The following is a 25,251-nucleotide window of genomic DNA, read 5'->3' as shown; positions in this document are numbered from 1 at the left end:
TTCACCCCTCACTTCTTCCACTTGCCTGTTCTCCGGGCCGCAATATGCCCTACTTTCCTGCCGGGGGACGTACCGTGGGATACGGTCTTCGGGCGTCCGCAGTGCTGGTGTCCACCGCCGCCGAACGGGTGGTCGATGACGTTCATGCAGACACCCTTGACGCGAGGCCACCTCTCGGAGGAGGACCGGACGTGGAAGTGCTTCTTTCCTGCCTTGACGAACGGTTTTTCGCCCCGTCCGCCGCCGGCAACGATACCGACGGTTGCCATGCAGGCACCGTTGAACCACTTGTTCTTGCCGCTCGGCATCCGAACACCGACCCTGCCGTCATCGGCCTTACCGATGACGAGGGCCTGGACACCGCTCGAGCGGACGAACTTGCCGCCGTCGTTGGGCCTGGCCTCGATGTTGCAGACGTATGCACCGACCGGGACCTCCCGGAGCGGCAGGGTGTTGCCGTTCTTCACCGCGCCACCCGGGCCCCAGGAGACCGTATCTCCGACACCGAGTCCTTCGGTGGCGAGGACGTAGATCTTCTCGCCGTTCTCGATCCTGGTGAGAGCGATCGGTGCGTGGCGTGCCGGGTCGTGCTCGATATCGATGACGACCCCGGATACCAGGGCGTCATTCTTCCCTACGTGCCGCAGTTCGGCCTTATACCGGTGCGACGGTGCACGGTAGGACGGGCCGCCTTTTCCACGGCTCTGTGCAATAATTCGATGTGCCATCGTCACTCACCTTACATTATTCCCAGCCGGCTGAGGATCTCTTCAGCCGCTTTCGCATCCGCAAACGTTACAATGGCCTTCTTCTCGCCTTTCATGGTCATCATTGTGCGGACAGAGGTCACTTCCTGCTCGAAGATCGACTGAAGCTCACGCTTGATCCCCTGCTTGGTGGCATCCCTCTGCACGATAAACTGGAGCTTGCTCTCGCCTTCGAGCATCATCGTTGCTTTTTCAGTAACGAACGGGTGTTTCAGTATCATGAGAACTCCTCCAGTCTCCTGATTGCAGACTCAGTCCAGATCGTCAGGCGTCCTGCCTGCGTGCCGGGGGCCAAGAGTTCGGTGTTGAGCTGGTTGACCGTCACGGCATCGACGCCGGCAAGGTTCCGGGCTGCCCGGAGCGGCTCGCTCCCGGTGACGATGAGAACGCTCTTGCGCTGCTTGTAGCGGCGGCCACGCATGGTACCCCGCCCTGCACGGACTTTCTTGCTGCTCTTCGCCCGCTCGACATCGGCATAGACACCGAGCGCAGAGAGCGCCGAGATGACATCGCCTGTGCGGGTGATCTCTTCGAACCGGTCCTCGAAGACCAGCGGGAGATCGCCCTCAAAGAGGTGCCCGCGTTCCCGGGCGAGGTCCTGGTAGGTGCTGGCTGCGACGGCAGACCGGAAGGCCTTCTGTTTCTCTTTCCGGTTGATCTCCTTGACGAGGATCTTTTCGACCTTCGGGGGGTGCGCTGCACGCCCGCCGGTTGCCTGCGGCACCCGGGCCACCCTGCTGCCGTTCTTTAAGCGGGGGACCTGAGCGACACCCCGGCCGCTGCCCCAGGACTCTGCCGAGGTGCGCATGCCTGCATAGGGGTTTGTCCCATGCGGCTGGAACCGGGTGCTCTGGAGCGCGAGGACTGCCCGCTTAATCAGGTCGGGCCTGTACGCTTCGTTAAAGATTTCCGGGAGATCGATCTCGTGAGCGATCTCGCCTGTCAGTGTTCGAACCTGTGCCTTCATCGCTGCTCACCCCTGCTGGCTCTGCGCGCTGACGAAACTGATCGTCGGCGTGCGGACGGTGTGTTCACCCTGCCGTATCGCGGAGCGTATCCGGACCAGCCGCTTGTTCGGTCCCGGGACGGAGCCCTTGATCAGCACGTAGGGACCGCGCACAAGGCCGTAGTGCAGGAATCCGCCTGCCGGCGTTATGTCGTCGCCATCGGTGCCGATCTTTAAAATGCGCTTGTTGAACTCGGTGCGCTGCTGGTAGCCCATCTGGCCCGACTGCGGGACCTGCCACCGAACATGGTGCGGGTGCCACGGACCGAGGTTGCCGATGTGACGCTTCTTGCCGCCGCGGGAGTGTTTCCGCTTCCGGACCTGGACGCCCCAGCGCTTGACGGGGCCTTCCGTGCCCTTGCCGGTGGTAACTGCGGTCACGTCGACGTATTCGCCGACCTCGAGGTTGCCGGAGATCGTGATCTCCTTCCCGAGAATCTCGGCAGCGTAAGCAGCCTGGTCGTCAAGGCTTCCGCCGGCGATCCGCATCTCCATCAGGTCGGGGACCTTCTTCGGGACGCCGGTGAGTTCCATGGGCCGGGTGTAGGCCAGAGCGTAGAGTTCCGCGACCCTGCCTTCGCCGACTGCGTTTTTGATGGCGTCGAGAGCGGCGGCGGTGTCGTGGTTCTTCGGGACGTTGATGCGGCGGGACAACTCCTCATCGAGGTCGGTCGTCCACGCTTCGGTCAGCGCATGCTTTCCGTAGGTGTCCTCACTGTATGCGCGCACGCCTGCCACCCGCATGGGCGGGACCTCAACCACGGTCACCGGCACCATCACATCCTTGCCTTCGGTGGGGCTGCTCTTGTGGTCATCGACCATGATGACGTGGGTCATCCCCACCTTGTACCCTGCGAATCCCTGGACGGCCGGGGCTCCCGTATACTCCGGCCATGAGCCGTAGCGGGGAACCGGGCTTTTTGCCCGTTTTCTCGGGCTGTACGCGAGGGATCCTCTGCGTGGTCTGTTAATCTTCGGCATGTTTCAATCAACCCTTCGTGCGTTGTAGCGTGATGCATCGACTGCAGGCCTGCTGCAGGGCGATGCATGCGCCGGGCCCCGTGCCGGACGTGCCGGCACGATAGGCCTTCTGGCGAACCCGTACGGGGCAGGATATCGAACACCCAGGCATTAACGCCCGGGTGTCAGGGGAAACAGTTGATGGAGGCAGCGGAGCGTGAGGATCAACAGAGACATCCGTCTCTGCGCGTTTCGATCGCCCTCTCCGCTGCCGTCCCGGTGTGCACCGGGTGCATTCCAGTCGTCGCCAATAGATCCTGACTCTCCGACGTTTCCAGGAAGAGTGTTCCCGGAACCGGGCGCGCTGCACTGGCGTTGGCCCAACGTCTCGATCAGATCCAGCTCCTGTCATCCCGTTGTGACGAGCACAACTCCATATCGACATCGGCCCTCCGTGAGGAGGGTTCGACCTTCGCTTTGTCTGGTACCTTCCGCACCCTCCCGCCGCGGGTCTCTGTTCCGCGTATATTGCGGAACCGGAGAGATCCCGGGGATCAGAGGCACGTGAGGTGCCGGCTGCCTCCCGGGTCCGGACGGAATTGTGCAGAGCGGTTTCTTAAACATTACTTAAAATGAGATATAAACCTTGTTATCGGATTTCCCGGGAATTTACGCCAAACGACTATTTGCTGCAGGCGCGGCATCGGTTCACCGAACTGAGCGGTCAGGGGGATGAATGAAGGGCTGCAAAGGCCCCGTTCGCAGACGTACGACCGGGAGAGATCCTCCGCGGGGCTCCCGCTCCGACACGAGAGCCATGCGCGCACCCGGGAAACCGTATTACCCGAAATACAGGTCGCCGTCTTTGTTGATATAGATCTCAACGTCCTCGCGGACCTGCCTCCCCCTGAACCGCTCGGGGTTGGCGTCCCTGAGCCTGTTAATGAGCGAGATCGTGTCGTATTTGACCTTTAATCCCTTCTTCTCGGCTTCAGCATAGATGATCTCGGGGGCCTTGAGCAGGTCGAGGCCGCTCTGAAGCGTGCAGAGGTGAACGGCGTCAAGGGTATAGAGGAATTCAAGCGTTTCACGTGCACGCGAGATGTTCTCGAGAGCAGCCTTCTCGATGGTGCAGACGTTTGCCTTTGAGGTATGAATGATCTCTGCGATCTGTTGCTGCGTCAACCCTTTCTTCCGGTAACGCAGCACTTCTTTCTGGCGATCGGTAAGCAGACCTTGTTTCATCAGATATATATGGACGGAGTAAATTTAAACACTTTTCCTTAACCGCTCCATCTCCGGGCAGGATTTGCGGGGCGTTTCAAAACGTTTATATGAGAACTTGGCGATACTATCGTGTTCTCAAATTTTGAGAGGTGTTAAAGTGGTTGTTAAAGTAGGAATTGCGAAACTGGGAAATATCGCCAGTGGTGTAATGGGTGAACTCCTTCTCGATGAGCGCGCCGACCGTGAGGACATCATCACCTTCATGGCGACCTCCGGTACGAAGCTGCAGCCCGAGGATATCGACCGTGTTGTCAGCAATATGAAAGCATGGGGCCCGGACTTCTGTGTCGTCGTCTCACCGAACGGCGTCCTCCCCGGACCCACCCAGGCCCGCGAGGACCTTGCAAAGGCCGGAATCCCCTGCGTCGTCATCACCGACGATGTCACTACCAAGAAGGAGCAGTTCGAAGCGCTCAAGGCGAGCAACTTCGGCTACATCATCATGAAGGCCGACGCCATGATCGGCGCCCGCCGTGAGTTCCTCGACCCCATCGAGATGGCGGACTACAACGGGAACCTCGTCAAGGTGCTTGCCCTCACCGGCGCGTTCCGCAAGATGCAGATGGAACTCGACAAGGTGATCGACCAGGTGAAGGCGGGCAAGAAGGGCGCGGACCTCGCGCTGCCGAAAGTCGTCATGACCTCCGACAAGGCTGTCGAAGGCGAGTTCACCAACCCCTACGCGCTCGCGAAGGCCCGTGCTGCCTACGAGATCGCACAGGCGGTTGCAGGCGTCAACGTCAAGGGCTGCTTCATGACGAAGGAGTGGGAGAAATACATCCCGATCGTCGCGAGCGCCCACGAGATGATGCGCCAGGCGATGTTCCTCTGCGAGGAGGCCCGCACCCTCGACAAGGGCATGGACGCTGTCATCCGGAAGCCGCACAAGAAGACCGGCGAGATCGTCTCCAAGACGACGCTCGTCAGCAAGCCCGAGTAAATCCAACACCACTTCTTTTTTTCGCATCTTCCCGGCAGCGAATCGGCTCTCGCTTCATATGATCCTCTCCTGAGGCTGCGGGGTTCGAACGAGTCCCACACACCGGGTGCGCGAACTCCGCAGGTAGAAACGGCCCGAGATAAAGGATTTCAGGAACAAGAGAGGGGATCCGGATGGATCTCGCCGCCTACGGAGAGAAGACCATCATCCGCTCTTCCGTCATCTCCTCGATTGCATACTTCGGTCCTTCGCGCCCGATGCCCGATCCCCTGACCCCGCAGTACGGGGCGTGGTCCATCCGGAACGTTGAGACATCGTTGGCCACCAGGCCGCCGACACGGAGCTCGGCGAACGCCTGTGCGATCCGCCGAGCATCGTGGGTGAAGATACCCGCCTGCAGTCCGTATTCGGAGTCGTTCGCGAGTGCGATCGCTTCCTCGAAGGTATCGTAGGGGGTGACCGTCACCACCGGGGCGAAGACCTCGGTCCGGTTCACCCGCATCTCCGCTGTCGTATCGAGAAGGACCGTCGGCATGACGAACGGCCCGTTGCGGGTTCCCCCGGCGAGCACCCCGGCGCCCCCCTCCACCGCTTCCTGCACCTTCGCAAACGCCGCTCGAGCGGCGGACTCCGATATCATCGGCCCCACGTCGGTGCCGGGCTCGCGCGGGTCGCCGACTGTAAGGGCACGGACCCGGTCGACGAGCAGCGCGAGCGCCTCATCATAGATCGGCCGGTGAAGATAGACCCGCTGCACCGAGATGCAGGTCTGGCCGGCGTTCGAGAACCCGCCGGCAACGATACGGCCGACCGCGAAGGGGATATCGCCGTCAGAGTGGACGATCACGGCCGCGTTGCCGCCGAGTTCCAGCCCGACGCGTTTCCGGCCGGCAATCTCCCGCAGGTGCCACCCGACGGCCGGGCTCCCGGTGAAACTCACGCACGCGATCCGGCCGTCCCGCACCATCCGTTCGGCGACGTCGGGACGGCAGGGGACGACGCTGATCGCTTCGGCAGGGAACCCGGCTTCGAGCGCCATCTCGCCGAGCATCAGCGCGGAGATCGGGGTTGCCGACGCGGGTTTGAGGATGACGGAGTCTCCGGCGGCGATGGCCGGCCCCAGTTTGTGGCAGGCGAGGTTGAGCGGAAAGTTGAACGGCGTGATCGCGAGCACCGGGCCGAGCGGGAACCGACGGAGGCAGCCGACCCGCCCTTCGCCGGCCGCGTTCCAGTCGAGGGGGAGGATCGTGCCGTCGATCCTGCGCGCTTCCTCGGCGGAGACTTCGATCGTTGCTTTCGCGCGCAAAACCTCGTTCTCTGCGAGAGCACGGGTCTTTCCCGCTTCGAGGACGATCGTCCCGATGAGTTCTTCAGACCGTTCCCGGATGAGACCGGCAAGGGCATAGAGGATCTCCGAGCGGCGGTGAGCAGGAAGGCGCCGGGTGAGGGAGAAATCACTCTCCGCAGAACGGAGGGCGTCCTCGACATCCTTGCTCCCGGCAAGGCAGACCCGCCCGACGGTCTCCCCGGTGTAGGGGAAACGAACCTCCAGGATCTCGGTGCTCGTTCGCCATTCTCCGCCGACCAGGAATCCGCGCGGCTCTGTCATTATGAGGAGTTAACGCCGGCACGCAATCAACCTTTCTCCCGAAAGAGCGCGCCCAGGGCCTCGGGAAGCGTCAGGACGACCGGCTCCAGGTGCAGCCGCTCCATGAACGCCGAGTCGCACATGGAGAGGCTGTTCGGGTTTAACCGTGCGATGATGGAACAGAAAGCACGGTGGCCCTGCCCCCCTTTCCCCGGGGCGTCAAAGAAGATCGAGGCGTTGAAGGCATGGGTGCCGAGGGACCGGTAGAAATCGATGACCCGGAGGATCCCGTCGGCCAGCGGCCCTATGTACGGCCCGAACTCGGCAAGCGTCGACACAGGAAGGATTCCCCGCACCTCCCGTTCACCGAGGGGGACGGGGTTTGCCGACCAGAAGATCTCGTCCTCGAAGAGGAACCGCTCGGAGCAGCGCTCGCCCTCCACCAGGTCTTCCCAGTAGAGACGACCGTGGTCGGCGAGGTACCGGCGGCCGCCGGTGATGTAGAGGTCCGCGAGGCGGGTGGGCTCCGGGTCGGCGATGCCCTGCAGGTGGGGGTGGACGATGCTCGCGCCTGCCGACGGGAGGTAATTCCAGTTGATGCTCGCGTATCCCGGAGCCCGGCCCAGGGCTTCTGCCGTGCCGGATATGGCGTCGGCGAGGCACCTCTTCTCAAACCTGCCGGCCGCGTGATCGGGCGTGATCACCGTAACCACGTGACGCTCTGCGAAGGGGTAGAGGTTGGGGAACGTCACGCTCTCACCGGACCGGAGACGGCTGCCGTCCTCGAACGTCGGGGTGGAGACGGCTATGGCATCGGGGCAGAACGGGCAGCCGTCGCGGGAGTCCGGCATGGCAGGGGCGGTGTCGATCTGCCTCTCAACCCGGACGGGACTGATCCGGCACCGGATGCCGGTGAGCGACTCCCGGCGGTACTGGAGAACCCCCCGTTCGGTTCGGATCTCACGAATGGTAAACATGCCCCTCATACTCCGGTTGGAGTGCCGACCGTATAAAACCCTGTCAGGATTGCCGGACGGCACTGATCAAAAGCCAGGATGGAGTGCAAAAACGCTCAGAAGAACCGGGAACACCCGGGGGTCCGGACCGCATGAGGTATCCGGCGGTGCAGTTGTAACCAAGAAAAAGATGATGGGTGTTTTCCCGCCTCAGACAATGTACTTGCCGAGGAGGCGGATGGAGTTGGTCATGTCGGGGCCGAGCGGCGAGCCGAAGATGATCTGGGTAACTCCGGACTTTGCGAGGTCTTCGCACTTCTGCTTGACCATGTCGGGGGTTCCGGCGATGGTGAAGGCGTCGATCTCCGCGTCGCCGACGAGTCCGCCGACGGTCTTGAAGTCGAAGCGTCCGAGCGCTTCCTTGATCTTCGCGACGTTGTCCAGGTTGAGTCCGTGGCGCTTGAGGAGGTCGGGCGGGGAGCCGGCGGCGATGAATGCGGCAACGATCTTTGCGGCGTTCCGGGCCTTCTTCTCGTCCATGTCAATGGACATGGCGGTGTAGGCGCCGACGTCGAACTTCTTCTTGTCGACTGCTTCCATCGCCTTCTTGATGATCGGGATGGCGACCTGGAAGTCCTTGGGGTTCGAGGCGTTGATCAGGGCGCCGTCGCCGATCGTTCCGGCGAGCTCGAGCACCTTGGGACCCTGGGCACCGATGTAGACCGGGATGCCCTTCTTACCGGGCAGGGTGACGCCGGTCAGCTTGGCGCCGTCGTAGTCGAAGAACTCCATGTTGCCGGTCTTCTTGACCTCTTCACCGGCGAGGAGTTTCCGGATCTGCTCGACGCCCTCTTTTAAGTGGCCGACGGGCTTTACGGGGTCGATCGCGAGCTTCGGGAGGGTCGAGAGGTCACCGGGTCCGATACCGAGGACTGCACGTCCGTCGGAGATCTCGTTTAAGGTAGCCATGAAGGATGCGATGGCTGCCGGGGTGTCGGTGAACGTGTTCATGATACCGGGTCCCATCTTGATCGAGTCGGTGTTTGCCGCGATCATGGCGAGGGTCGGGTATGCATGACGGTTGTTGTAGTGGTTGGTGATCCAAGCGTAGTCAATATCCTTCGACTCTGCGAGCTTGGTGTAGTTCACCACCTGCTTGACGTTGATTGCTCCGGGCACAAATTCAATTCCATATGTAGTCAAGGCTATGCACCTCATTGAGTAGTTACGTGCAGAGAGTTATATATATTATCATTTTGTGCTCGCCAATCGACACGTACCGCACAGGTAGTGCCAAAAGGAGAGGCGTAACGGGTTCTCAAGGACATCTGGTGAGTATTTCCCCTTATCCTGCAGGGGGCTCCAGCGTGGCATAGATAAACCGGAATGTTTAAGTAAGGGGTTTTTGCGAACGGGTATGCTTCCGCCCTCCCTGTAACGTACAGAAATATATATGTCCGTCCGCCCACATATTCATCAGTAGTTTGGGGTGATCTGCATGCCTTTTTCGCGGCACAGGCCGCTCCGGGCATGCGAAGGTACCAGGCAGGGAGTACAACGTTATGCGAGTGCTGACGATCGGGTTAGGTGGCGCCGGGTCAAGGATTGTGGACAACCTCTACGACCACGACCGGCGAAGCAGGATCTGCTGCATGAATGCGGTAGCAATCGACATCGACCCGAACTCCCTGCTGCAACTCCGCTACCTCCCGGACCCGGCCAGGATCTTCTTCCCGCGGGTCGATATCGCGGATCACGCCGAGGTCACGGACGTGATCGACATCGAGGAGGTGATGACCCGGCTCCAGAGTCTGGATACGATGGAGATCGACGCCATCCTCCTCTGCTGCGGGCTCGGGGGCAGCGTCATCGATATCGCGCCGCCCATCATCGAAGAGATCCGGAAGTCCTACGTGGAGCCGATCTTCGCTCTCGCCATACTGCCGTGCCTGGAGGAGGGGAAACGGGTCTCGGCCAAGGCCGCCGACGACCTCGACGTGCTCCAGGGGCTCGCCGATGCCGTCATTCTCTTCGACAACGAGACCTGGTCGCAGAAGATCCGGGCGGCCATAGCTGCGGCCGAGGCTGAGAACACCGGCGTCATGAGCCAGCTGCGCCAGACCCCCGGGGCATCCGACCCGCGATCGCAGTATAACATGCTCAACGAGCGGATTGCCCGGCAGATCGGCCTGCTCCTTCGTGCCGGAGAGTTCAACGAATTCGGGCTCGACGTCGCCGAGATCGTCCTGGATGCCGGAGAGGTCCTCAACACCCTGAAAGGAAACGGTTTCGTAGCGGTCGGCTACGCCGCCGAACGCCTGCCGACCGGATGGCTGAACTTCCTCCACCGGCGACAGTCGCTGAAGTACTTCATTGAGGGGTCGCAGGAGAAGGCCGCCCGGATCATTTCACTCGCCAAAAAAGCGGTCTATGATGAGGTATCGGTTCCCTGCGACCTCACGAGCGCCGACAAGGCACTGGTGCTGATCGCCGGGCCTTCGGCCGAACTCTCGATGAAGGGGTTTCAGACCGTCCGGAAGTGGATCGACCGGAGCATCGCCGGGCTCGAGATGCGGTCCGGCGATTACCCGGTGAAGAACACATCGTTTGTCGGGATCATCATCGTGCTCTCGGGACTCTCCAACATCCCCCGCGTCGAGGAACTCCGGGATATCCGGACGGAATACCGGCTTGAATGCGAGGAAGAACGACTGAGGGCCGAAGAGGAGGCGCGGCTGCACGATGAGGAAGCGGCCGGGGTATCGGGTGCCGGCGCCGGGGTGCCGGAGGAGGACGATGCCCCGGGCTTTGCTTCCCCCATCGAATCAGCATTTCTGGAGGAGAGTGGATACATGAAGGAACCTTCTACACCAGAGAGGGATGAGATGATCATGCTCCCGGGCAGCGGCGGGAGCGGCCCGAAGCGCAGGGACGATACCATCGATATGCTCCCGAGAGCCGGGAAGCAACAGGACGACGGCGCCGTCATCCTCCCCCCGAAACAGGGCGGGAGGGAGATTGACCTCACCGGGTCCGCCTCGGTCACCTCGTCTGTGCCTGCGCCGAAGAACTCCACCTTCGGCCTGAAGGGGATCAGCATCGATAAGGCCGCCCCGAAAGACGATGCCATAACATACTCCGCATCCTTAAAACCGGTGCAGCGCCCGAAGGACGGGTCGCTCGCCGGCGATACGGTGATGCTGGACAGCGGGACGCAGCGGCCGAAGGACGGGGTGTTCACCGGCGATAAGGTCGCGCTCGACCGCGGGATGCAACGGCCGAGCGACGCCCTTTTCGAGGAGTTCGGTCTGCGCATGCGCGGGACGGCCCCCACACCGAAGGATGCCCAGATGGACCAGACAGGTCGGGGATTCGGCCGGCCCGGTCCCCGCCCGAAGGAGGTCGACCCCTCGCGCGGGAGACTTGAGGTGATTGACGCGGCCGCTCGACAGAAGAGCAAAGACGGGGAGAAGAAACCGGACGACGACCCGGACGACGGGATCACCTGGATCCGGTAGCGTCCGCTATTCGTTCGAACGGTATGGTTCCGGCACCGATATCGGTCCTGATGACATAGCCCTTCTCAATGGCGTTCCCCACCATGTTCATGCCGGAAAACGCGACGACCGAGAGCCGGTAGGGGTGTTTGGGGAGATTGAACTCTCCGATGCCTCCTCCGGCGGGGAAGATGAAACCCCACTCCGTCATCAGGCCGGCGGCCTCCTCCACCCGGCCCCGCGCGGCCGCAGGCACCGCACGGACGTTTGCAAGCCCTACACCGGCCCGGTTCGTCACCAGCCGGTTGATCGAGGTGAGTCCGGCGGATATGAAGAGGTGGAGCGGGTCGACCGATGTCCCCCGGTAGCCAAGGAGATCGAGGAACCCGGCGGAGCCGTTCTCATCGACGGCAATCCTGCCGGCATACTCAAGCCTCGCCGGGATACCCATCTTCTGGAGGACGCCGTCCAGGGTGACGCTGCAGGCCGTCATGATCCCGACATGGCCTTCGGGTATGCGCGGGTCGGAATCGACGATCCGGTAGGTGTTCAGGAACCCGTAGCCTGCTGTTGCCACCTCGTCGAAGGCTGCCGTGACGGCCTGGAGGTCTTCCTCCCGCACGAAGGAGAGGTTGTAGGCGACGCTTCCCGTTCCGGTCGCCGGGTCGAAGGTGCTCCGGAAGGCGAGTTGCTCGAGCCTCGATATGATGAACCCGATCCGTTCGTCGACGAGCGCGCTCTCGCTCTCGGCGATCCCCGCCTCGGTGAGGATACGGCCCCGGTTCCCGACCTTCTCCGTAAACCCCATCTCGTCGAGATACTGGAGGTAGTACTGGACGGCACGATCGCTCAGGATGAATCCCCGTTCGGCCATCTTCTCGCTTAACCTCTTCGCGCCCAGGGGTTCGTGCGACTCCGCGAGGATCCGCAGGATCTCAAGGTATTTCCGTTCCGAACGTATCGACGGACTCATCGTGTCTGCACCGCGCCTTCGCTGTCCTGATACCTGCCCTGGTAGAGCCGGTCGCCGTTCCGCACTTCCTGCAGGATCATCTGCACGATCCGGTCGCCTTTTGCCAGGCGGATCTCCTCCGCACCGGTGTTCGTCAGGCAGAGCGTCAGCTGGCCGCGGAACCCCGGGTCTACGAATCCGCCGCCGAGGAGGACGCCGCGACGGGCGAGCGAGGAGCGGCACCGGAGGGTTGCCGCGAGGTCCTTCGGGAGTTCCACCCACTCGATCGAGGGAACGAGGGTGCATGCGCCGCGCGGGAGCACGGTCTCTTCGGCCACCCGGAGGTCGTAGGACGCTGGCTGCTGGGATGCACCATGGTATGGCTCGATGACGAGATCGCCGTCCTGGAGCCGGCGAACGATTTCGCTGGACGAGATGATCATTGTATACTGTACTGGCACAAAAACGCTTAATAACTTATGATAGAAACCCATGAGGGGACCCATGGGGTAGAGGACATCCTTTTGGGCTTCGAACCCAAGGACGCGGGTTCAATTCCCGCTGGGTCCGTCATTTCTTTCGGGTGCGCGGATCACGCGCACCAGAACATCGTTGCATGATCCGGATGTGCGCCTTGTGCCGCTCTCCGACCCGGATGGGTGTGAAGAGCAGGCCGGCCATCGGGTGCATCGTCCATACCCGGATCGGGTATTCGCCTGGCGGGAGGCGCCCGGGCAGCGAACCCTGCAGGTATCCTGTGTCTTTGGGGGATACAGGCCCCGGAAAGAGAAGGGTTCAGGGGCCGCCGGGTCTCCGGGGGCGCATCCCACCTGCAAAAAAAGTACGAATCCTCTCACTTGATACGTATATACGAGCCTCCGGTCGCCCCGGCAGTTACATTCAGAGTAATCTTTTCCGAGGCGTCCTCGGTGTCCGGTGCATAACCACGGACCCTGATGACGTATTCACCGGCCGGGAGGCCCCGCACGTCCAGCGTGGATTCTCCACCCGTCGTCTCGTTTGTAGCGCTGAGCGTGTCGAATTTCACCCAGGTGTACTCGTTGTCGTTGGAGTAGAAGACCTCCTCCGTCACGCCGTACAGACCGGTGTAGTTGAGGTCCCAGGCGACCGGGAGGAACTCATCGACCGGCTCTTCGCCGGTGAAGCGGAGGTTGCTGATATTGAGCCCCCAAAAGTCCATCCCGGTGTTGTTCAGGGGGTAGGCCGTGATGAAGGTATCGGGGAGGGTCAGCGAGTCGGTACCGTTGTTGAACGTGATCGTCGAACCCGGGCCGAAGACGTTGATGTTCCCTTCCATCATTACCTTGAGGCAGAAGGTCGTCTCCCAGGTCTGGCCGAGGCGCACGGTGCCGATGTCGAAGTGGAGGGTGTGGTCGTCGTTCCAGTCGTCGGTCTGGTCGGCGGTGTTTTTGGGAGTGATCACATAGTGTCCCGTCTCGTTGTCGACCCAACTCTCGATGGTGGTCGAGATCCCGTCCATGTGGACGTAGTCGAAGACGTCGGCCCCTAACTCAAACGCCTCGTTCACCTCTACATTCTGGAAGACGACGTCCAGTTCGGTGTCGACGCCGGCCTCGGTCTTGAGTTCGCCCGCGATATCGGAGTAGATCCCGGCAAGGTCGTCACCGCTGTCTGCATAATAGTATTTCCCGCCGGTGGACTCCGCCAGAATCCTGAGAGTTCGTTTACCCCCGTCGGTGATGTCCCTTGCAAATGCGATGGAGTAAATGTGAATGTCATTGCTCGCCGCAAAGACCGACATGTTCTGGTTGCTCATTCGTCCTACACCAAGCCCGTCAAAGGGGAGGTAATTCGTCGTAAGATCCCCAAATTCCGATGGAGCCCAGGATCCTTTTGATTCTCCCCGTGCGAGGGGATCGCCATAGTGGTTGTAATCCCCGTCCGAAAGAACGATGACGGCTTTCACGACGTCGGCACGCCCATTCACTTTCAACTCATTGATCGCCTTGTAGATACCGGATCGCATCGGGGTTCCCCAATCAGGAACCATCTCTTTAATGGTCGTGTTAATTGTTGAGGGATTACTGCTCATCGGGAGGTCAACGGTGGCATAGTTAGCATAGTCCTTACGATCAGAGGGATAATGGGTGCAACGATAAGTGGCATCATCGTCATCGGTGTAGTCCTTACCTAGCCATTCATGATAACCGTAACCCATAAGGTCGGTTTGTCCGTTTTTGCCGAAGGAGACGAGCCCCAGATGGTCGCGGGGATAGTTCATCTGAGTATTGAAGAGCTCGGAGGCTTCCATTGCCCGGACCATGCGGTCAGGGTAGTCCTTGAGCATACTTCCCGAGCGGTCCGTGCAGAGCACCACGTCGATCGGGTCCGGCTGGAGCGCCCAGCCGTCGCCCCGGAGACGGATCGTGACATTGACCGTGCCGTTGACGGCGACCGTCTCGGGGGAAACCGCCGTATCCACCGAGAGGTAGGGGTAGTTCTTCCAGGTCAGCTCGATATCCCGGTTGGTGCCGTTCCACGTGGCCTGGACGGTCGCCGTGCCGGTCGCGGTCTCGCTCCAGCCCGACGCACCCTCGTCGAACGTGAAAGCACCCGGGTAGAACCCGACGATGGCATACCCGTCGGCGTTGGTGATGGCGGACGGCTTTTCCAGTGCCGGAGCGACGGTCTGGTTGTAGGGTGCAAAACTGCTCGATACAATCTCGAACGTCACCGTTTCGCCCCCGACCGGGTTCCCTTTCTCATCCATCACCTTGGCCCGGAGCTGCGAGACGAAATCCTCCCTGACATCCCGGCTCGGCATCGACTGCGGATTTGCCGTGAGGAGCATGTTCACCGGATCGGTGCTGGTGAACTCTATCTGAGTTGTGTTGGTCACGCTCGGGCTCGCGGCTGCCGTTGCGGTGATGATCGCGGCGCCGACGGAGTCTTCAGGCCCGTAGGTGATCATCACCTCCCCCCGTGAGTTGGAGTTGAGGAGGCGGCTCTCCTGCTTATCAGGCTGGCCCACCCGCTTCACCGAGGCGTTCACCCAGAGGCCCTGCCCGCCGGAGGGGTTCCCGTTCTCATCATACAGGGTGTAGGTGAACGAAACCTTCGCCCCCCCATCCGCCGGGACCGAACCGCTGGCCGGAGCAATCACCGGTGTGATGCTGAACGGCAGTCCCGCCACACCGAAGATCGAGATATAATCGCTCTTGAGCGGCACCGGCGGCTGGATCCAGACAAGGTTCTCTCCCGCCTGCGTATCGGCGCGGAGCGTTGCGACGGCATTCCCGGAAGCATCCACCGGCACCAGGATATCATCCGTGCAGGACTCGCCATCCACAAACCCGGCTGGCGAGCCCACCATGTAGTGCACGGTCTCGGCCTCACGCCGGCTGTCCACCGGGTTGCCGTACCGGTCCACCATCCGGACGACAATCTCCGTCGTTCCCCCGGCGGTCACCTCCGGTTCGTAGCAGATATTGGCGATCGCAGACGGGGCCGCGTGGTCGATCTGCTGGTCGACGCTTCCGGTCAGGGGCTCATCCAGCCCCTCGTATGATACTCTCGCCGTGATCGGTGCGGTCCCACTGGTGGTCCTGGGGGTGAAGACCGCCGTCGCCATGCCGGTGCTGCCGGTCGTGGTGACGGCGGGCGTGATGCTGCCGTAGGCGCTGTCCACCGCGAACTCAACGGCGGCCCCCTCGAACTGGGTGTCGCCCGTCGTGCTGTCTGAGACCTGCACCGTGATGATCGCGGTCTCGCTGCTCCCCGCCGTCAGCCACTCGCTGCTCGTGCCGACCTCGACCTTATCGGGTACCAGGGCACAGGCCGGGGCCACAAGAAGGAGCAGCCCGGCAATGACTATGTATGCACACATCCATCCCTTCATACGCATCGAGAGGGACATTTGATTGAACATGTATATAAACATATCTCGTTGAGAAAAATAGATCTGTATCTGAATTAAATGATTTAATCAACAAATATTAGCTATTTGTAAAAATTGTTTGAAACCAGAACATTCATTCCGAATAAACCTTGCAGCAGGGTCCGGCATACGTGGGCATTCGTTTCCCCGCGGGGAAAGAACTGTTCCCTGGCTCACGGGAGGGGGGTTGCGGAGGTGGTTGACGTGGGGGATTAGCCACCAGGGCCTGTCGGCAGCCCACGGCGTCGCCCAAGTAGTACGGGAACGTAGACGATCGGATCTCGACATTCAATAAACGTGTAAGGGCGTCGTAGTTCGCTCAACCTCAAAGAAGAGATAACGGTCATCTAACCTGGGCGAAACCGCAGGAATCAGAGACCAACACGGGTATTCCAGTGGAGGCCGCCTACCTGCAGCCAACCGGTCGAAGGGGGTGGGGGTGCCGGAGCCCCTCACTGGATACGTATGTACGCGCTTCCCGTCGCCCCGGCAGTTACACTCTGAGTGATCTTTGCCGAGGCATCCTCGGTGTCCGGTGCATACCCACGGACCCTGATGACGTAGTCGCCGGGCGGGCGGCCCCGCACGTCCAGCGTAGATGCTCCGCCCGTCGTCTCATTCGTGGCGCTGAGCGTGTCGAATTTCACCCAGGTGTACTCGTTGTCGTTGGAATAGAAGACATCCTGCGTCACGTTGTACAGACCGGTGTAGTTGAGGTCCCAGGCGACCGGGAGGAGCTCATCGACCGGCTCTGCGCCGGTGAACACGAGGTTGGTGATGTTGAGCACCGCAAAGTCCATCCCGGTGTTGTTCAGGGGAAGGGCCGTGATGAAGGTGTCGGGGAGGGTCAGCGAGTCGGTACCGTCGTTGCCGTCATTGAACGTGATTGTCGAATTCGGGCCGAAGATGTTGATGTTCCCTTCCATCTTCACCGCAAGCCTGAAGGTCGTCTCCCAGGTCTGGCCGAGGCGCACGGTGCCGATATTAAAGGGGAGGTGCGGGTTTTCCGAGGTCCAGTTCGGCGTGTCGTCGCGGGTATAAAGATAGAGGAGCTCATGATGCGCCGTCTCGTTGTCGATCCAGCTTTCGATGGTGGTCGATACCCCGTCTTCATAGACATAGTCGAAGACGTCGGCACCGGACTCGAACACCTCGGTGTTCACCTCGATGTTCTCAAAGACAACGTCCAGTTCGGTGTCGACGCCGGCCTCGGTCTTGAGTTCGCCGGCGATCGCCGTATAGACAGCACCTATGTTAGCCGCATCGCCGTCATAATATACCCCGCCTGTGGACTCGGCAAGTTTCTGTAGAGTGGCTTTCCCATCTGTGGAGATGCTGTCCGCATATCCGATCGAGTAGATCGTGATATTGTTATTTCTAGCATAGATCGAAAGGTTCTGTTCGGCATCCGTTAGATCGCTGAATCCATAGTAGTCCCAGTCACAATCATCATAATAGGTAATCGAAGTAGAACTATCCCCTCTGGCCAAGGGATCACCGTACCAATTGTAATCTCCATCGGAAAGGAGAATGACCGCTTTTATGGCGTCGGAATTGGGGGTTGAACTCCCGGCCCCACATAGTTCCTTTATCGATTCGTATAGCCCCGCACGCATCGGCGTTCCAGAATCAGGAACGATATTGTCAAGTCCTACTTTCACTGTGGAGAGAGCATTAGTGAGCCGCAGATCTACCGTTGCATAGCCGAGATATTGTTTCGGTGTGTTGTAATTATTGTTGATATAACTCTGAGGAGACTGAAATGAACTCTCTCCAGGGACATTAATCCAATCCGATCCGCCGGTATTTCTCCCGAAGGTGACAAGGCCCACCTGATCGTTCTCGGACATTTCATCGACAAACTGCTTCGCCGCCTCTCTCACCGAGTGCATCCGGTCGGGATTATCCCTAAGCATACTCCCCGATCGATCCGTGCAGAGCACCACGTCGATCGGGTCCGGCTGGAGCGCCCAGCCGTCACCCTTCAGCCGGATCGTGACGTCGACCGTATCGTTCACTGCCACCGTCTCGGGGGAGACTTCCGTCTCCACCGAGAGATAGGGGTAGTTCTTCCAGGTGAGCTCGATATCCCGGCTGACGTTGCCCCACGTCGCCTGGACGGTCGCCGTTCCGGTCGCGGTCTCGCTCCAGTTCGGTGCATCCGGATCGGTCGTGAACGCACCGGGGTGGAACCCGATGACGGCATACCCGTTCGTATTGGTCACGGCAGAGTCCCCATCAAGATACGGCTCCCCGGTCTGGTTGTATCCATCGTAAACAACCGATCCGGAAACGATTTCAAACGTCACCGTCTCGCCCCCGACCGGGTTCCCCCTGACATCCATCACCTTGGCCCGGATCTGCGAGACGGAATTGGGTTTGACATCCCGGCTCGGCATCGACTGTGGGCTTGCGGAGAGGAGCATGTTCGTCGGGTCGGTGCTGGTGAACTCGACGTCCTCCGATATGCTCACGCTCGCGTTCACAGCCGCCGTCGCGGTGATGATGGCCATGCCGACGGAGTCCTCGGGGCCATAGGTGATCATCACCTGTCCCAACGAGTTGGTTTTGAGGAGACGGCTCTCCTGCTCATCAGGCTGGCTCAACCGTTTCAGCGTGGCGTTCACCCAGAGACCCTGCCCCGCGGAAGGATTCCCGTATTCGTCCAGCAATGTGTAAGTGAACGAAACCTTCGTCTTCCCGTCGGCCGGAACCGAACCGCTGCCCGGAACGACCGCCTGCGTGATACCGGCCGGCAGTCCCCCCGCGCCGGCGATGGAGATACTGCGGCTCCCGGAGAATCCAATCGGCGCAGGCGGCTGGATCCAGACAAGATTCTCCCCCGCCGCCGCATCGACCCGGAGCGTTGCGACGGCATTCCCATCAGCGTCCACCGGCACCGAGATCTCATCCGTACCGTCAATGAACGCCGCGCCTCCTGTGGGGGAGCCCACCATGAAGTTCACATTCTCAGTTACGTTCCTGTTATCCACCGGGTTTCCATACCTGTCCACCACCAGGACGACGATCTCCGTCGTCTCCCCGGCGGTCACCTCCGGCTCGTAGCAGAGATCGGCAATCTTGTTCGCTGCCGCGTGATCGATCTGCTGCTCGACGCTTCCGGTCAGGGGCTCATCCAGTCCCTCGTACGACACCGTCGCCGTGATTATCGCGGTCCCGCTGCGCGTCCCGGGGGTGAAGAATGTCGTCGCCTTTCCTTCACTGTTCGTAACCACGCTCGCGGGGGAGATACTCCCGTATGTGCTGTCCACTGCAAAATCGACGGCAACCCCCGGGACCAGGGCATCGCCATCAGGGGTAACATTCAGTACCCATGCCATGATGGTCGCGGTCTCCCCACTTCCCGCTGTCACCCATGAAGTCTCGTTCATTATGATTTTATCCGGTACCAGCGCACCTGCCGGGACCCCCAGCAGAAGCAGCCCGACGGCCAGGCACGCATATGTCCAGCTATTCATATTCCACCGTATGTCATCCTGACACATCATCATATATAAATGTTGTCAGGGAGGGGGGCAAATCTGAGGGGTCCGTTTTCTGATTGAACAATCATATCCACGCAAAATGAACAGATTTTCGACAGAGAAGATACTCGGACGGAAGGAAGAGATTCCATGACCTCTATCTGAAAAATATCTCTTCTCCCCGGGTTGAGTCCCACCGCCCGACTCCGGAAACAGCGTAACATCCCGGACCAGGATTCCAAAAAGTTCTAAAAAACGAGCCCGGGAGGCCCTACAGGCTGTCCCGGCCGCGTGACTTGCCCTGATTCCGCCCGGCCCGCCTGTGCCGCACGACCGCGACCGCCCCGAGCAGGACCACGGCAACAACCCCGACGCCGGCCACGAGCACCCAGATGCCGAAGTCCCGCTCCATGACGAGCGGGACGGTGAACTCTGTCGTGCCGAGCGGGATCTCGGCATTGACCGAGATGTTCCGGTAGCCGTCACGAGCGGCGGTGACGGCATACGCCTTGTTCGTAACGAGCGCCGTATTGAGGCGTCCCTGGCCGTCGGTCACCCCGATAACCTGACCGTCGATAACAATGACCGCTTCGGCCACCGCTTTCCGGTCGGAATCTTCCGCGCGGATGGTCACGCTCGCCCGGTCGTAACCGAGTTCGGCGACGATATCCTCCCCCTGTCCGGAGATCTGGCGCGTCACGCTCCAGTCCTCGTACCCGGATGCCTTCACCGCAATCAGGTAGGTGCCTGCATGGACATCGGAGAGCGTGAACCTGCCGTACTGGCTTGTCTTGCCCTGCAGCGTCCCGTTGAGGTAGACCTCGGCCCCCTCAACCGGTTTTGTCGCCTCGTTGAAGACGGTTACCGATACAGGGTATGCCGACTTCGAGAGGTCCACCGAAAGGAGAACATCGTCCACCTCGAGATAGCGGCTTTCCTGGTAAGGCTGGTAGTCGGCCGCCGTGACCCTGAACGAATACCTCTTCGCCCGCTCCAGATGAAGCGGCAGTCTGCCGTCGGCGTCGGTCACCCCGGCGCGCGCGTTGTCGATATAAATCTCCGCGCCTCCGAGGGGCGTGGAAGTCTCACCATCCCGGACCTGAATCGCCACGAGGTTATTGGAAAAGAGCCAGTACTGGACGACTTTGGCGCTGTTTTCCATCTGCACGGTCTTTGAGAGGTCGTAGTAGCCCGACGCGCGGATCTCGACGTTGTAGAGTTCACCCGCCTTCACCGGGAAGTTCGCGCTCCCGCCGCTGCCGGTGACCTCCGAGTCGGAGTAATCTTCACCCTCGACCCGCACCACGGCACCGACGATCGGCTGCAGAGTCCCCGCATCGTAGAGCTCGAACGTGAGGGTCTTGTCCTCCCGGAGCATATCGATCTGGACGCGGGTCGCGTCGTAATCGACGTAATCCACCCAGTTGCGGTAGCCCGTTTTGACAACCTTCAGGTACAGGTCCTTTTCTCCGGAATGGACGTAGGAGTAGGTACCGTCCGATGCGGTGCTTCCCACGTAGTCGCCGTCGACGTATAGGGAGGCACCGGCAAGCGCGTCATCGGTCTTCTCGTCGACCACACTGATGCGCAGGGTGATCGCCTGCGCTGTGCAGCAGAGGAGGACGCAGGAGATGAGAAGGGCTATGATGAGACGACCTTTCTTCATGCTGGAGTGTACTGCGGCCGGAAATTTGAGTGCTTCGGTTCACACCCAGCGCTCCGGGGGAACACGCTCAAGGACCATCCCTTCCACAAGCACCGGCATCAGCGTCCGGCCGACCTCGATCGCACGTTCAAGCCGCCAATCCCGGTCCGCGTAGATGGTGAAGATGGGGTCGCCTTTCCTGACCCGGGTCCCCTTCTTTGCGTGGATCTCAAGCCCCGCGCCGTGATCGTAGGGTGAGCCGGCGAGCCGGGCGAGCGTGACGAGGGCGCTGTTGTTCAACTCGATGACGTAGCCGTCCTGCGGCGCCCTCACGTCGAACCGGCACTCTCCCGGGACGATATCCCCGGCCTTCACCCCCGGGTCGCCGCCCTGGATCTCGATGATCTCCCGCATCTTCTCAAGCGCCTTGCCGCTCCGGAGGATATCTGCGGCCACCTGGGCCCCCTGCCCCTGTGCAGCCTTCCCGGCCATCTCGAGCGCGATCCCGGCAAGCGAGAGACTCTTCTGGATCAGGGAGTTCGGTTCGGTCGCCCCCTCGAGGACGGCCAGCGCCTCGTGCACCTCGAGGTTCGGACCGATGGTGTGGCCGACGAGCGACTCCCCGTAGCTTAACGCGCACTCGACCCGTATGCCGAGCCGTTCGCCGAGTTCGATGAATTCCCGGGCGAGTTTCCGTCCCTCCTGGGCCGTTGCAATCTTGGTGTTCCGGCCGACCGGGATGTCGATGACCACGAGGTCGGCGCCGACGGCGAACTTCTTGGCCATGACGCTCGCGATCATCTGGCCCCGGGCGTCGATCCGGAGCGGGTACTCGTAGGTGATGATCTTGTCGTCGGCGGGGGCGATGTTCGTGGCCCCGCCCCAGACGATGACGCCGCCGACCTTCTGGGTCATCTGCTGCACCTCGATCGCCGGGAACGAGACCGGCGCGAGAACCTCCATGAGGTCTGCGGTCCCGCCGGCGCCGGTGATGGCGCGGGAGCTGGTCTTCGGGATCAAAAGACCGCTCGCGGCGATGATCGGCGCGATCAGGAGGGTGATCTTGTTCCCCGGCACGCCCCCGATGGAGTGCTTGTCGACGACGGGGTGCCGGGTGAAGTGGAGGCGTTCCCCGGTCTCGACCGTGGCTCTCGTCAGGTATTCCACCTCGTCCATATCGAGGCCGTTGATGTAGGAGGCGGTGACGTAGGCGGTGATCTCCCCGGGCGAAAGGGTGTCGCTGACGATATCCCTGACGATATCCAGCGTCTCGTCCTTGGTAAACCGGCCGCCATCCATCTTCTTCTTGATATGCGAGAGGGATGCCGGCCTCTCGGCGCCGCGGACCTCGACGGGAGTTTCCTCTTCGACGGCGAGCGTGGCGTTCAGCGGCCGGTAGACGCCGATGACGCCCGGCTCGATGAGCGACCCGGTGGTGTCGACGTGGGCCTGGGCGGTCTTCCCCGTCACCTCGTCGACGATCTGGACGCGGTCGCCGTCGCGGACCCGCATGCTCTGTGCGTCGGTGCTGTGGAGGAGAACCCCCCGGTTTTCGATGTCGAGCAGTTTTACTGTCAGTTTCATGTGAGTAACCCCATCCTGTCTGAAATTGAGGTTTCGTACTACTTAAGGGCGGCTGATCGGGCGGAGCCTTGCAGGTAGTGTCTGCCTTAAGCCCGCTACTGGACGGACCCGACGCACCGTATACGAAGCGACGCCTTCCACCGGCTGGCGGCAGAGACAGGCCAGCGGCGCTGCTCATCTCCATGGGTCGGGATGTGAATACGGCTTTCCGTCCCGTATCCAAAAACGCTCATTAAAATCGGCTTGAATAAAAAATAGGGTTGGTTAGGGTTTAGTCCCGACGCAGGACCAGGAAGGCAACCGCACCAAGGCCGGCCAGAGCAATGAGTGCTCCGAATCCGGGGGACTGGGTCGGGGTTGCCGCGGTGGTCGCGGTGGTGGTCGGGGTGACCTCGCCGGTCGCGGTCGTGGTCGGGGTAGCCTGAGTTGTCGGGACTGCCTCGACTACGTTGAAGGTCGCGGTCGTGGTCGTGTCGGTCTCGATGGACTCGACGTTGACGATGTACTGGTCGGGCTTGAAGCTGGATCCATCGACTTCGAAGGACCAGGTGTTCACGCCGTCGCCCTGCTGGACTTCAGTAACGCCCGCAACGGAGCCAAAGCCGGAGGCCTCGCTCTTGGAGGTCGGCTGGAACGCAGCGGAGGTTACCTCAATGTTCAGCGTGTCGCCGACAGCGAGGTTGGTCGTGCCGGTGATCGTGAACGTGCTGCCCGCAGCCTTGTCGCCGATCGCGTCGATGAAGATCTGAGCCTCTTCGACGACGAAGGTGAGCTTCACGTAGGTGTCGTCAATGTTCGGGGAGTCAAGCGCGGTGATCAGCGCGGTCGCTGCATCGGAGGCCTGGAGCCGTGCGATGTTCACCGCGGTAAAGCCGGAGCCATCTGCGCCGACGATCCATCCTTCTTCGTCACCCGTACCGGGCTCGATTCCGAAGATCTTGTCCATCATCGGGTGCTGGATGACCACGAAGTACTGGCCTGCAGAGAAGGTCTCGGTGTTGTCGATGTCGTACTCGAAGCTGCCGTCATCCTCAACGGTGGCGGACTCGGCGAGTATCTGCTTGTTCTTGCCGAAGACCCAGACTGCAACGGTTCCGGGGTCGCCCTGTGCGGTTCCGGTGAGCGTCAGGTCGTCACCCTTCGCGACGACTGCGCCGCTCGAGGTTGCGGTGATGAATCCGGACCGGAGCTGGACGGAGGCCGTGGCGTACTTGGCGTCGGAGAGGTGAGCCTTGTCCACGGGTCTCGAGGCAGCGTAGATCGTGTAGCCGCCGGCGTCAAGAGATCTCTCGATGTCGCCGGTGTTCCACTTGAGCGACCAGGTGTCGTCACTCTCAACGTCTGCCGTGTCGAACGAGCTTGCATCGCCGTTTATCACAGCGTCCAGCATACCGGTGAGCATGACACCGTTGCTGTTGAGGTTCGGACCGGTCAGGAAGAGGAAGACGGTGTCGTTGTCGGTGCTGGTACCGGAGAGGGTAACTTCCTCGCCGATGTAGTAGACACCGGTGCCGGACGCCGTGATGGTGACGTCACCCTGCTCAACTCTCACCTTGACTTCGTCGTAGGTGGAGTTCGTAACCGGGTCCTGGACACGGATGGTGTACTGCCGGTCGTCGGTCGTCGTGTTGGTGTTGAACTGGACAGACCGCGTGCCGCCGGCGTTGGTCGTAACGTTCGCTGCGACGGGGCTGGCCCCGGTGATAGTGGGAGCATCAGCAACGCCACTCTGACCCGCTACAATGAAGGGGTACTCCTCCTCTGCGAGGCCACCCACTTCCCTGATAAACAGGTAGTAGGTCTTAAGGGACTCGCCGGTGATCGTCACGGTGAAACTGTTGCCGCGGACGACGTTGTCCTTGTTGGCCGTGATGGCGAGCGTCTTGGTGGCGAGCTCGAAGGTTACGGTGTTGGAGTCAAAGCCCTTGCCGTAGAAGTCAGCCGCGCTGGGCCACTTTGCCTGAGCGGTGTAGGTGCCGGCCTCGAGGTTCTGCAGGGCGACTTCATCGGAATAGAAGGTCGTGCCGTTGGCAACGATGTTGGCCAGGCCCACACCGGCAAGCTGACGGGTCACACCGCCGCCGGGCAGGGTAACATCGATGTTGATGTTGTTGGTACCAGCGACGACGTCAGTGGACTGGGTAAAACCAATCAGGTTGTTGGTCAGCTTGAAGACCACGTCGTTGGTCCGCGTGACGGTCCTGCTGTTCACGGACTCTCTCAGCTCTGCCGCGGTCTTGCCCTCCTGAGCCAGCATAACATCGAGAACCACAGAGGGATTCCTGATGATGACAGAGTCACCCGTAAGGACTCCGTTCACATAGTAGGTGCCGAACACGCCGTCGACGTCAACTGCATTCAGGTTGAACGGAGTGCCTACTATGATAACATTGTCCTCGGATTCGCCACTGAAGTGGGAAAGACTCGTGACCTCTACTCCTAAGTCGAAGTTAAGGTTTTCTTCGCCTACATAGATGACTGTGCCGGATGTATCAATCGTCCGTGCTGCAGCCGGTGCAACGACCAGCGCAGCCACGAGGACCATGGCGACAATCATCAGTTTTGTCATACTCTTCATACTATACCTCCATTTGTGATGACATGAGGGAATGTGAACGCGAGGTACTCGACAGACGTCGAATACGGGTTCACCACGCTCTATACT

At 60.9% G+C, this 25,251-nt stretch carries 17 protein-coding genes and 1 tRNA gene; 3 read left to right on the top strand and 15 right to left on the bottom strand.

The window, feature by feature from the left end; translation table 11 throughout:
- Window positions 1–8: 8 nt before the first annotated feature.
- The 5 genes from DIC75_RS04450 to DIC75_RS04430 form a co-directional block, all read right to left on the bottom strand.
- Window positions 9–728: a 50S ribosomal protein L2 gene (locus DIC75_RS04450; protein ID WP_250986789.1), complete on the bottom strand. Its 720-nt coding sequence runs from the start codon at window positions 726–728 to the stop codon at window positions 9–11.
- A gap of 11 nt (window positions 729–739) precedes the next feature.
- Complete coding sequence (locus DIC75_RS04445) at window positions 740–988, bottom strand: 50S ribosomal protein L23 (RefSeq protein ID WP_250986788.1); 249 nt, start codon at window positions 986–988, stop codon at window positions 740–742.
- The gene (gene rpl4p, locus DIC75_RS04440; RefSeq protein ID WP_250986787.1) at window positions 985–1,734 is read right to left on the bottom strand and encodes a 50S ribosomal protein L4; all 750 of its coding nucleotides are present in this window, start codon (window positions 1,732–1,734) and stop codon (window positions 985–987) included. The genes DIC75_RS04445 and rpl4p overlap by 4 nt, the downstream gene beginning before the upstream one ends.
- A 6-nt stretch (window positions 1,735–1,740) precedes the next feature.
- Window positions 1,741–2,754, bottom strand: a complete 1,014-nt coding sequence (locus tag DIC75_RS04435; protein WP_250986786.1) for a 50S ribosomal protein L3 — start codon at window positions 2,752–2,754, stop codon at window positions 1,741–1,743.
- A gap of 819 nt (window positions 2,755–3,573) precedes the next feature.
- Window positions 3,574–3,978 carry a Tfx family DNA-binding protein gene (locus DIC75_RS04430; protein ID WP_250986785.1) on the bottom strand — a complete coding sequence of 135 codons (405 nt, stop codon included), beginning with the start codon at window positions 3,976–3,978 and terminating at the stop codon, window positions 3,574–3,576.
- 139 nt (window positions 3,979–4,117) lie between these two features.
- Between DIC75_RS04430 and DIC75_RS04425 the strand changes: the two genes are divergently transcribed.
- Window positions 4,118–4,960 carry a F420-dependent methylenetetrahydromethanopterin dehydrogenase gene (locus DIC75_RS04425; RefSeq protein ID WP_250986784.1) on the top strand — a complete coding sequence of 281 codons (843 nt, stop codon included), beginning with the start codon at window positions 4,118–4,120 and terminating at the stop codon, window positions 4,958–4,960.
- Window positions 4,961–5,147: 187 nt separating this feature from the next.
- On the opposite strand, the gene DIC75_RS04420 is transcribed toward DIC75_RS04425, so the two are convergent.
- The 3 genes from DIC75_RS04420 to DIC75_RS04410 form a co-directional block, all read right to left on the bottom strand.
- Window positions 5,148–6,569, bottom strand: a complete 1,422-nt coding sequence (locus DIC75_RS04420; RefSeq protein WP_250986783.1) for an aldehyde dehydrogenase family protein — start codon at window positions 6,567–6,569, stop codon at window positions 5,148–5,150.
- A 26-nt stretch (window positions 6,570–6,595) separates the two neighbouring features.
- A complete protein-coding gene (locus DIC75_RS04415; RefSeq protein WP_434220820.1) occupies window positions 6,596–7,534 on the bottom strand; it encodes a galactose-1-phosphate uridylyltransferase in 939 nt (312 codons plus the stop codon).
- 180 nt (window positions 7,535–7,714) lie between these two features.
- Window positions 7,715–8,722 carry a 5,10-methylenetetrahydromethanopterin reductase gene (locus tag DIC75_RS04410; protein ID WP_250986782.1) on the bottom strand — a complete coding sequence of 336 codons (1,008 nt, stop codon included), beginning with the start codon at window positions 8,720–8,722 and terminating at the stop codon, window positions 7,715–7,717.
- 344 nt (window positions 8,723–9,066) lie between these two features.
- Here DIC75_RS04410 and DIC75_RS04405 point away from each other — a divergent pair, with 344 nt between their 5' ends.
- Window positions 9,067–11,022 (top strand): tubulin/FtsZ family protein, encoded by a 1,956-nt coding sequence (locus DIC75_RS04405; RefSeq protein ID WP_250986781.1) that lies wholly within the window; start codon window positions 9,067–9,069, stop codon window positions 11,020–11,022.
- Here the strand turns inward: DIC75_RS04405 and DIC75_RS04400 are convergent.
- Window positions 11,006–11,974, bottom strand: coding sequence for a DUF128 domain-containing protein (locus DIC75_RS04400; RefSeq protein WP_250986780.1), 969 nt, complete (start codon window positions 11,972–11,974; stop codon window positions 11,006–11,008). The genes DIC75_RS04405 and DIC75_RS04400 overlap by 17 nt on opposite strands.
- Complete coding sequence (locus DIC75_RS04395; RefSeq protein WP_250986779.1) at window positions 11,971–12,396, bottom strand: dCTP deaminase; 426 nt, start codon at window positions 12,394–12,396, stop codon at window positions 11,971–11,973. The genes DIC75_RS04400 and DIC75_RS04395 overlap by 4 nt, the downstream gene beginning before the upstream one ends.
- Before the next feature lie 55 nt (window positions 12,397–12,451).
- On the opposite strand from DIC75_RS04395, the gene DIC75_RS04390 reads away from it, so the two are divergent.
- Window positions 12,452–12,523 (top strand) — tRNA-Arg (locus DIC75_RS04390).
- 283 nt (window positions 12,524–12,806) lie between these two features.
- Here the strand turns inward: DIC75_RS04390 and DIC75_RS04385 are convergent.
- The 5 genes from DIC75_RS04385 to DIC75_RS04365 all read right to left on the bottom strand — a co-directional run bounded on the left by DIC75_RS04385 (window position 12,807) and on the right by DIC75_RS04365 (window position 25,164).
- The gene (locus DIC75_RS04385; RefSeq protein WP_250986778.1) at window positions 12,807–15,839 is read right to left on the bottom strand and encodes a VWA domain-containing protein; all 3,033 of its coding nucleotides are present in this window, start codon (window positions 15,837–15,839) and stop codon (window positions 12,807–12,809) included.
- A 485-nt stretch (window positions 15,840–16,324) separates the two neighbouring features.
- Window positions 16,325–19,264: a VWA domain-containing protein gene (locus DIC75_RS04380; protein WP_250986777.1), complete on the bottom strand. Its 2,940-nt coding sequence runs from the start codon at window positions 19,262–19,264 to the stop codon at window positions 16,325–16,327.
- Window positions 19,265–19,628: 364 nt separating this feature from the next.
- Window positions 19,629–21,023, bottom strand: a complete 1,395-nt coding sequence (locus DIC75_RS04375; protein ID WP_250986776.1) for a carboxypeptidase regulatory-like domain-containing protein — start codon at window positions 21,021–21,023, stop codon at window positions 19,629–19,631.
- A gap of 39 nt (window positions 21,024–21,062) precedes the next feature.
- Window positions 21,063–22,586 carry an AMP phosphorylase gene (locus tag DIC75_RS04370; protein ID WP_250986775.1) on the bottom strand — a complete coding sequence of 508 codons (1,524 nt, stop codon included), beginning with the start codon at window positions 22,584–22,586 and terminating at the stop codon, window positions 21,063–21,065.
- A gap of 271 nt (window positions 22,587–22,857) precedes the next feature.
- A complete protein-coding gene (locus tag DIC75_RS04365; protein WP_250986774.1) occupies window positions 22,858–25,164 on the bottom strand; it encodes an MEMAR_RS02690 family S-layer glycoprotein in 2,307 nt (768 codons plus the stop codon).
- Window positions 25,165–25,251 lie beyond the last annotated feature (87 nt).

The sequence above is a fragment of the Methanoculleus oceani genome (assembly GCF_023702065.1).
Classification (GTDB): Archaea; Halobacteriota; Methanomicrobia; order Methanomicrobiales; family Methanoculleaceae; genus Methanoculleus; species Methanoculleus oceani.
Note: the sequence above shows the minus strand (reverse complement) of the source record. Positions and strands in the feature narration are given on the sequence as shown.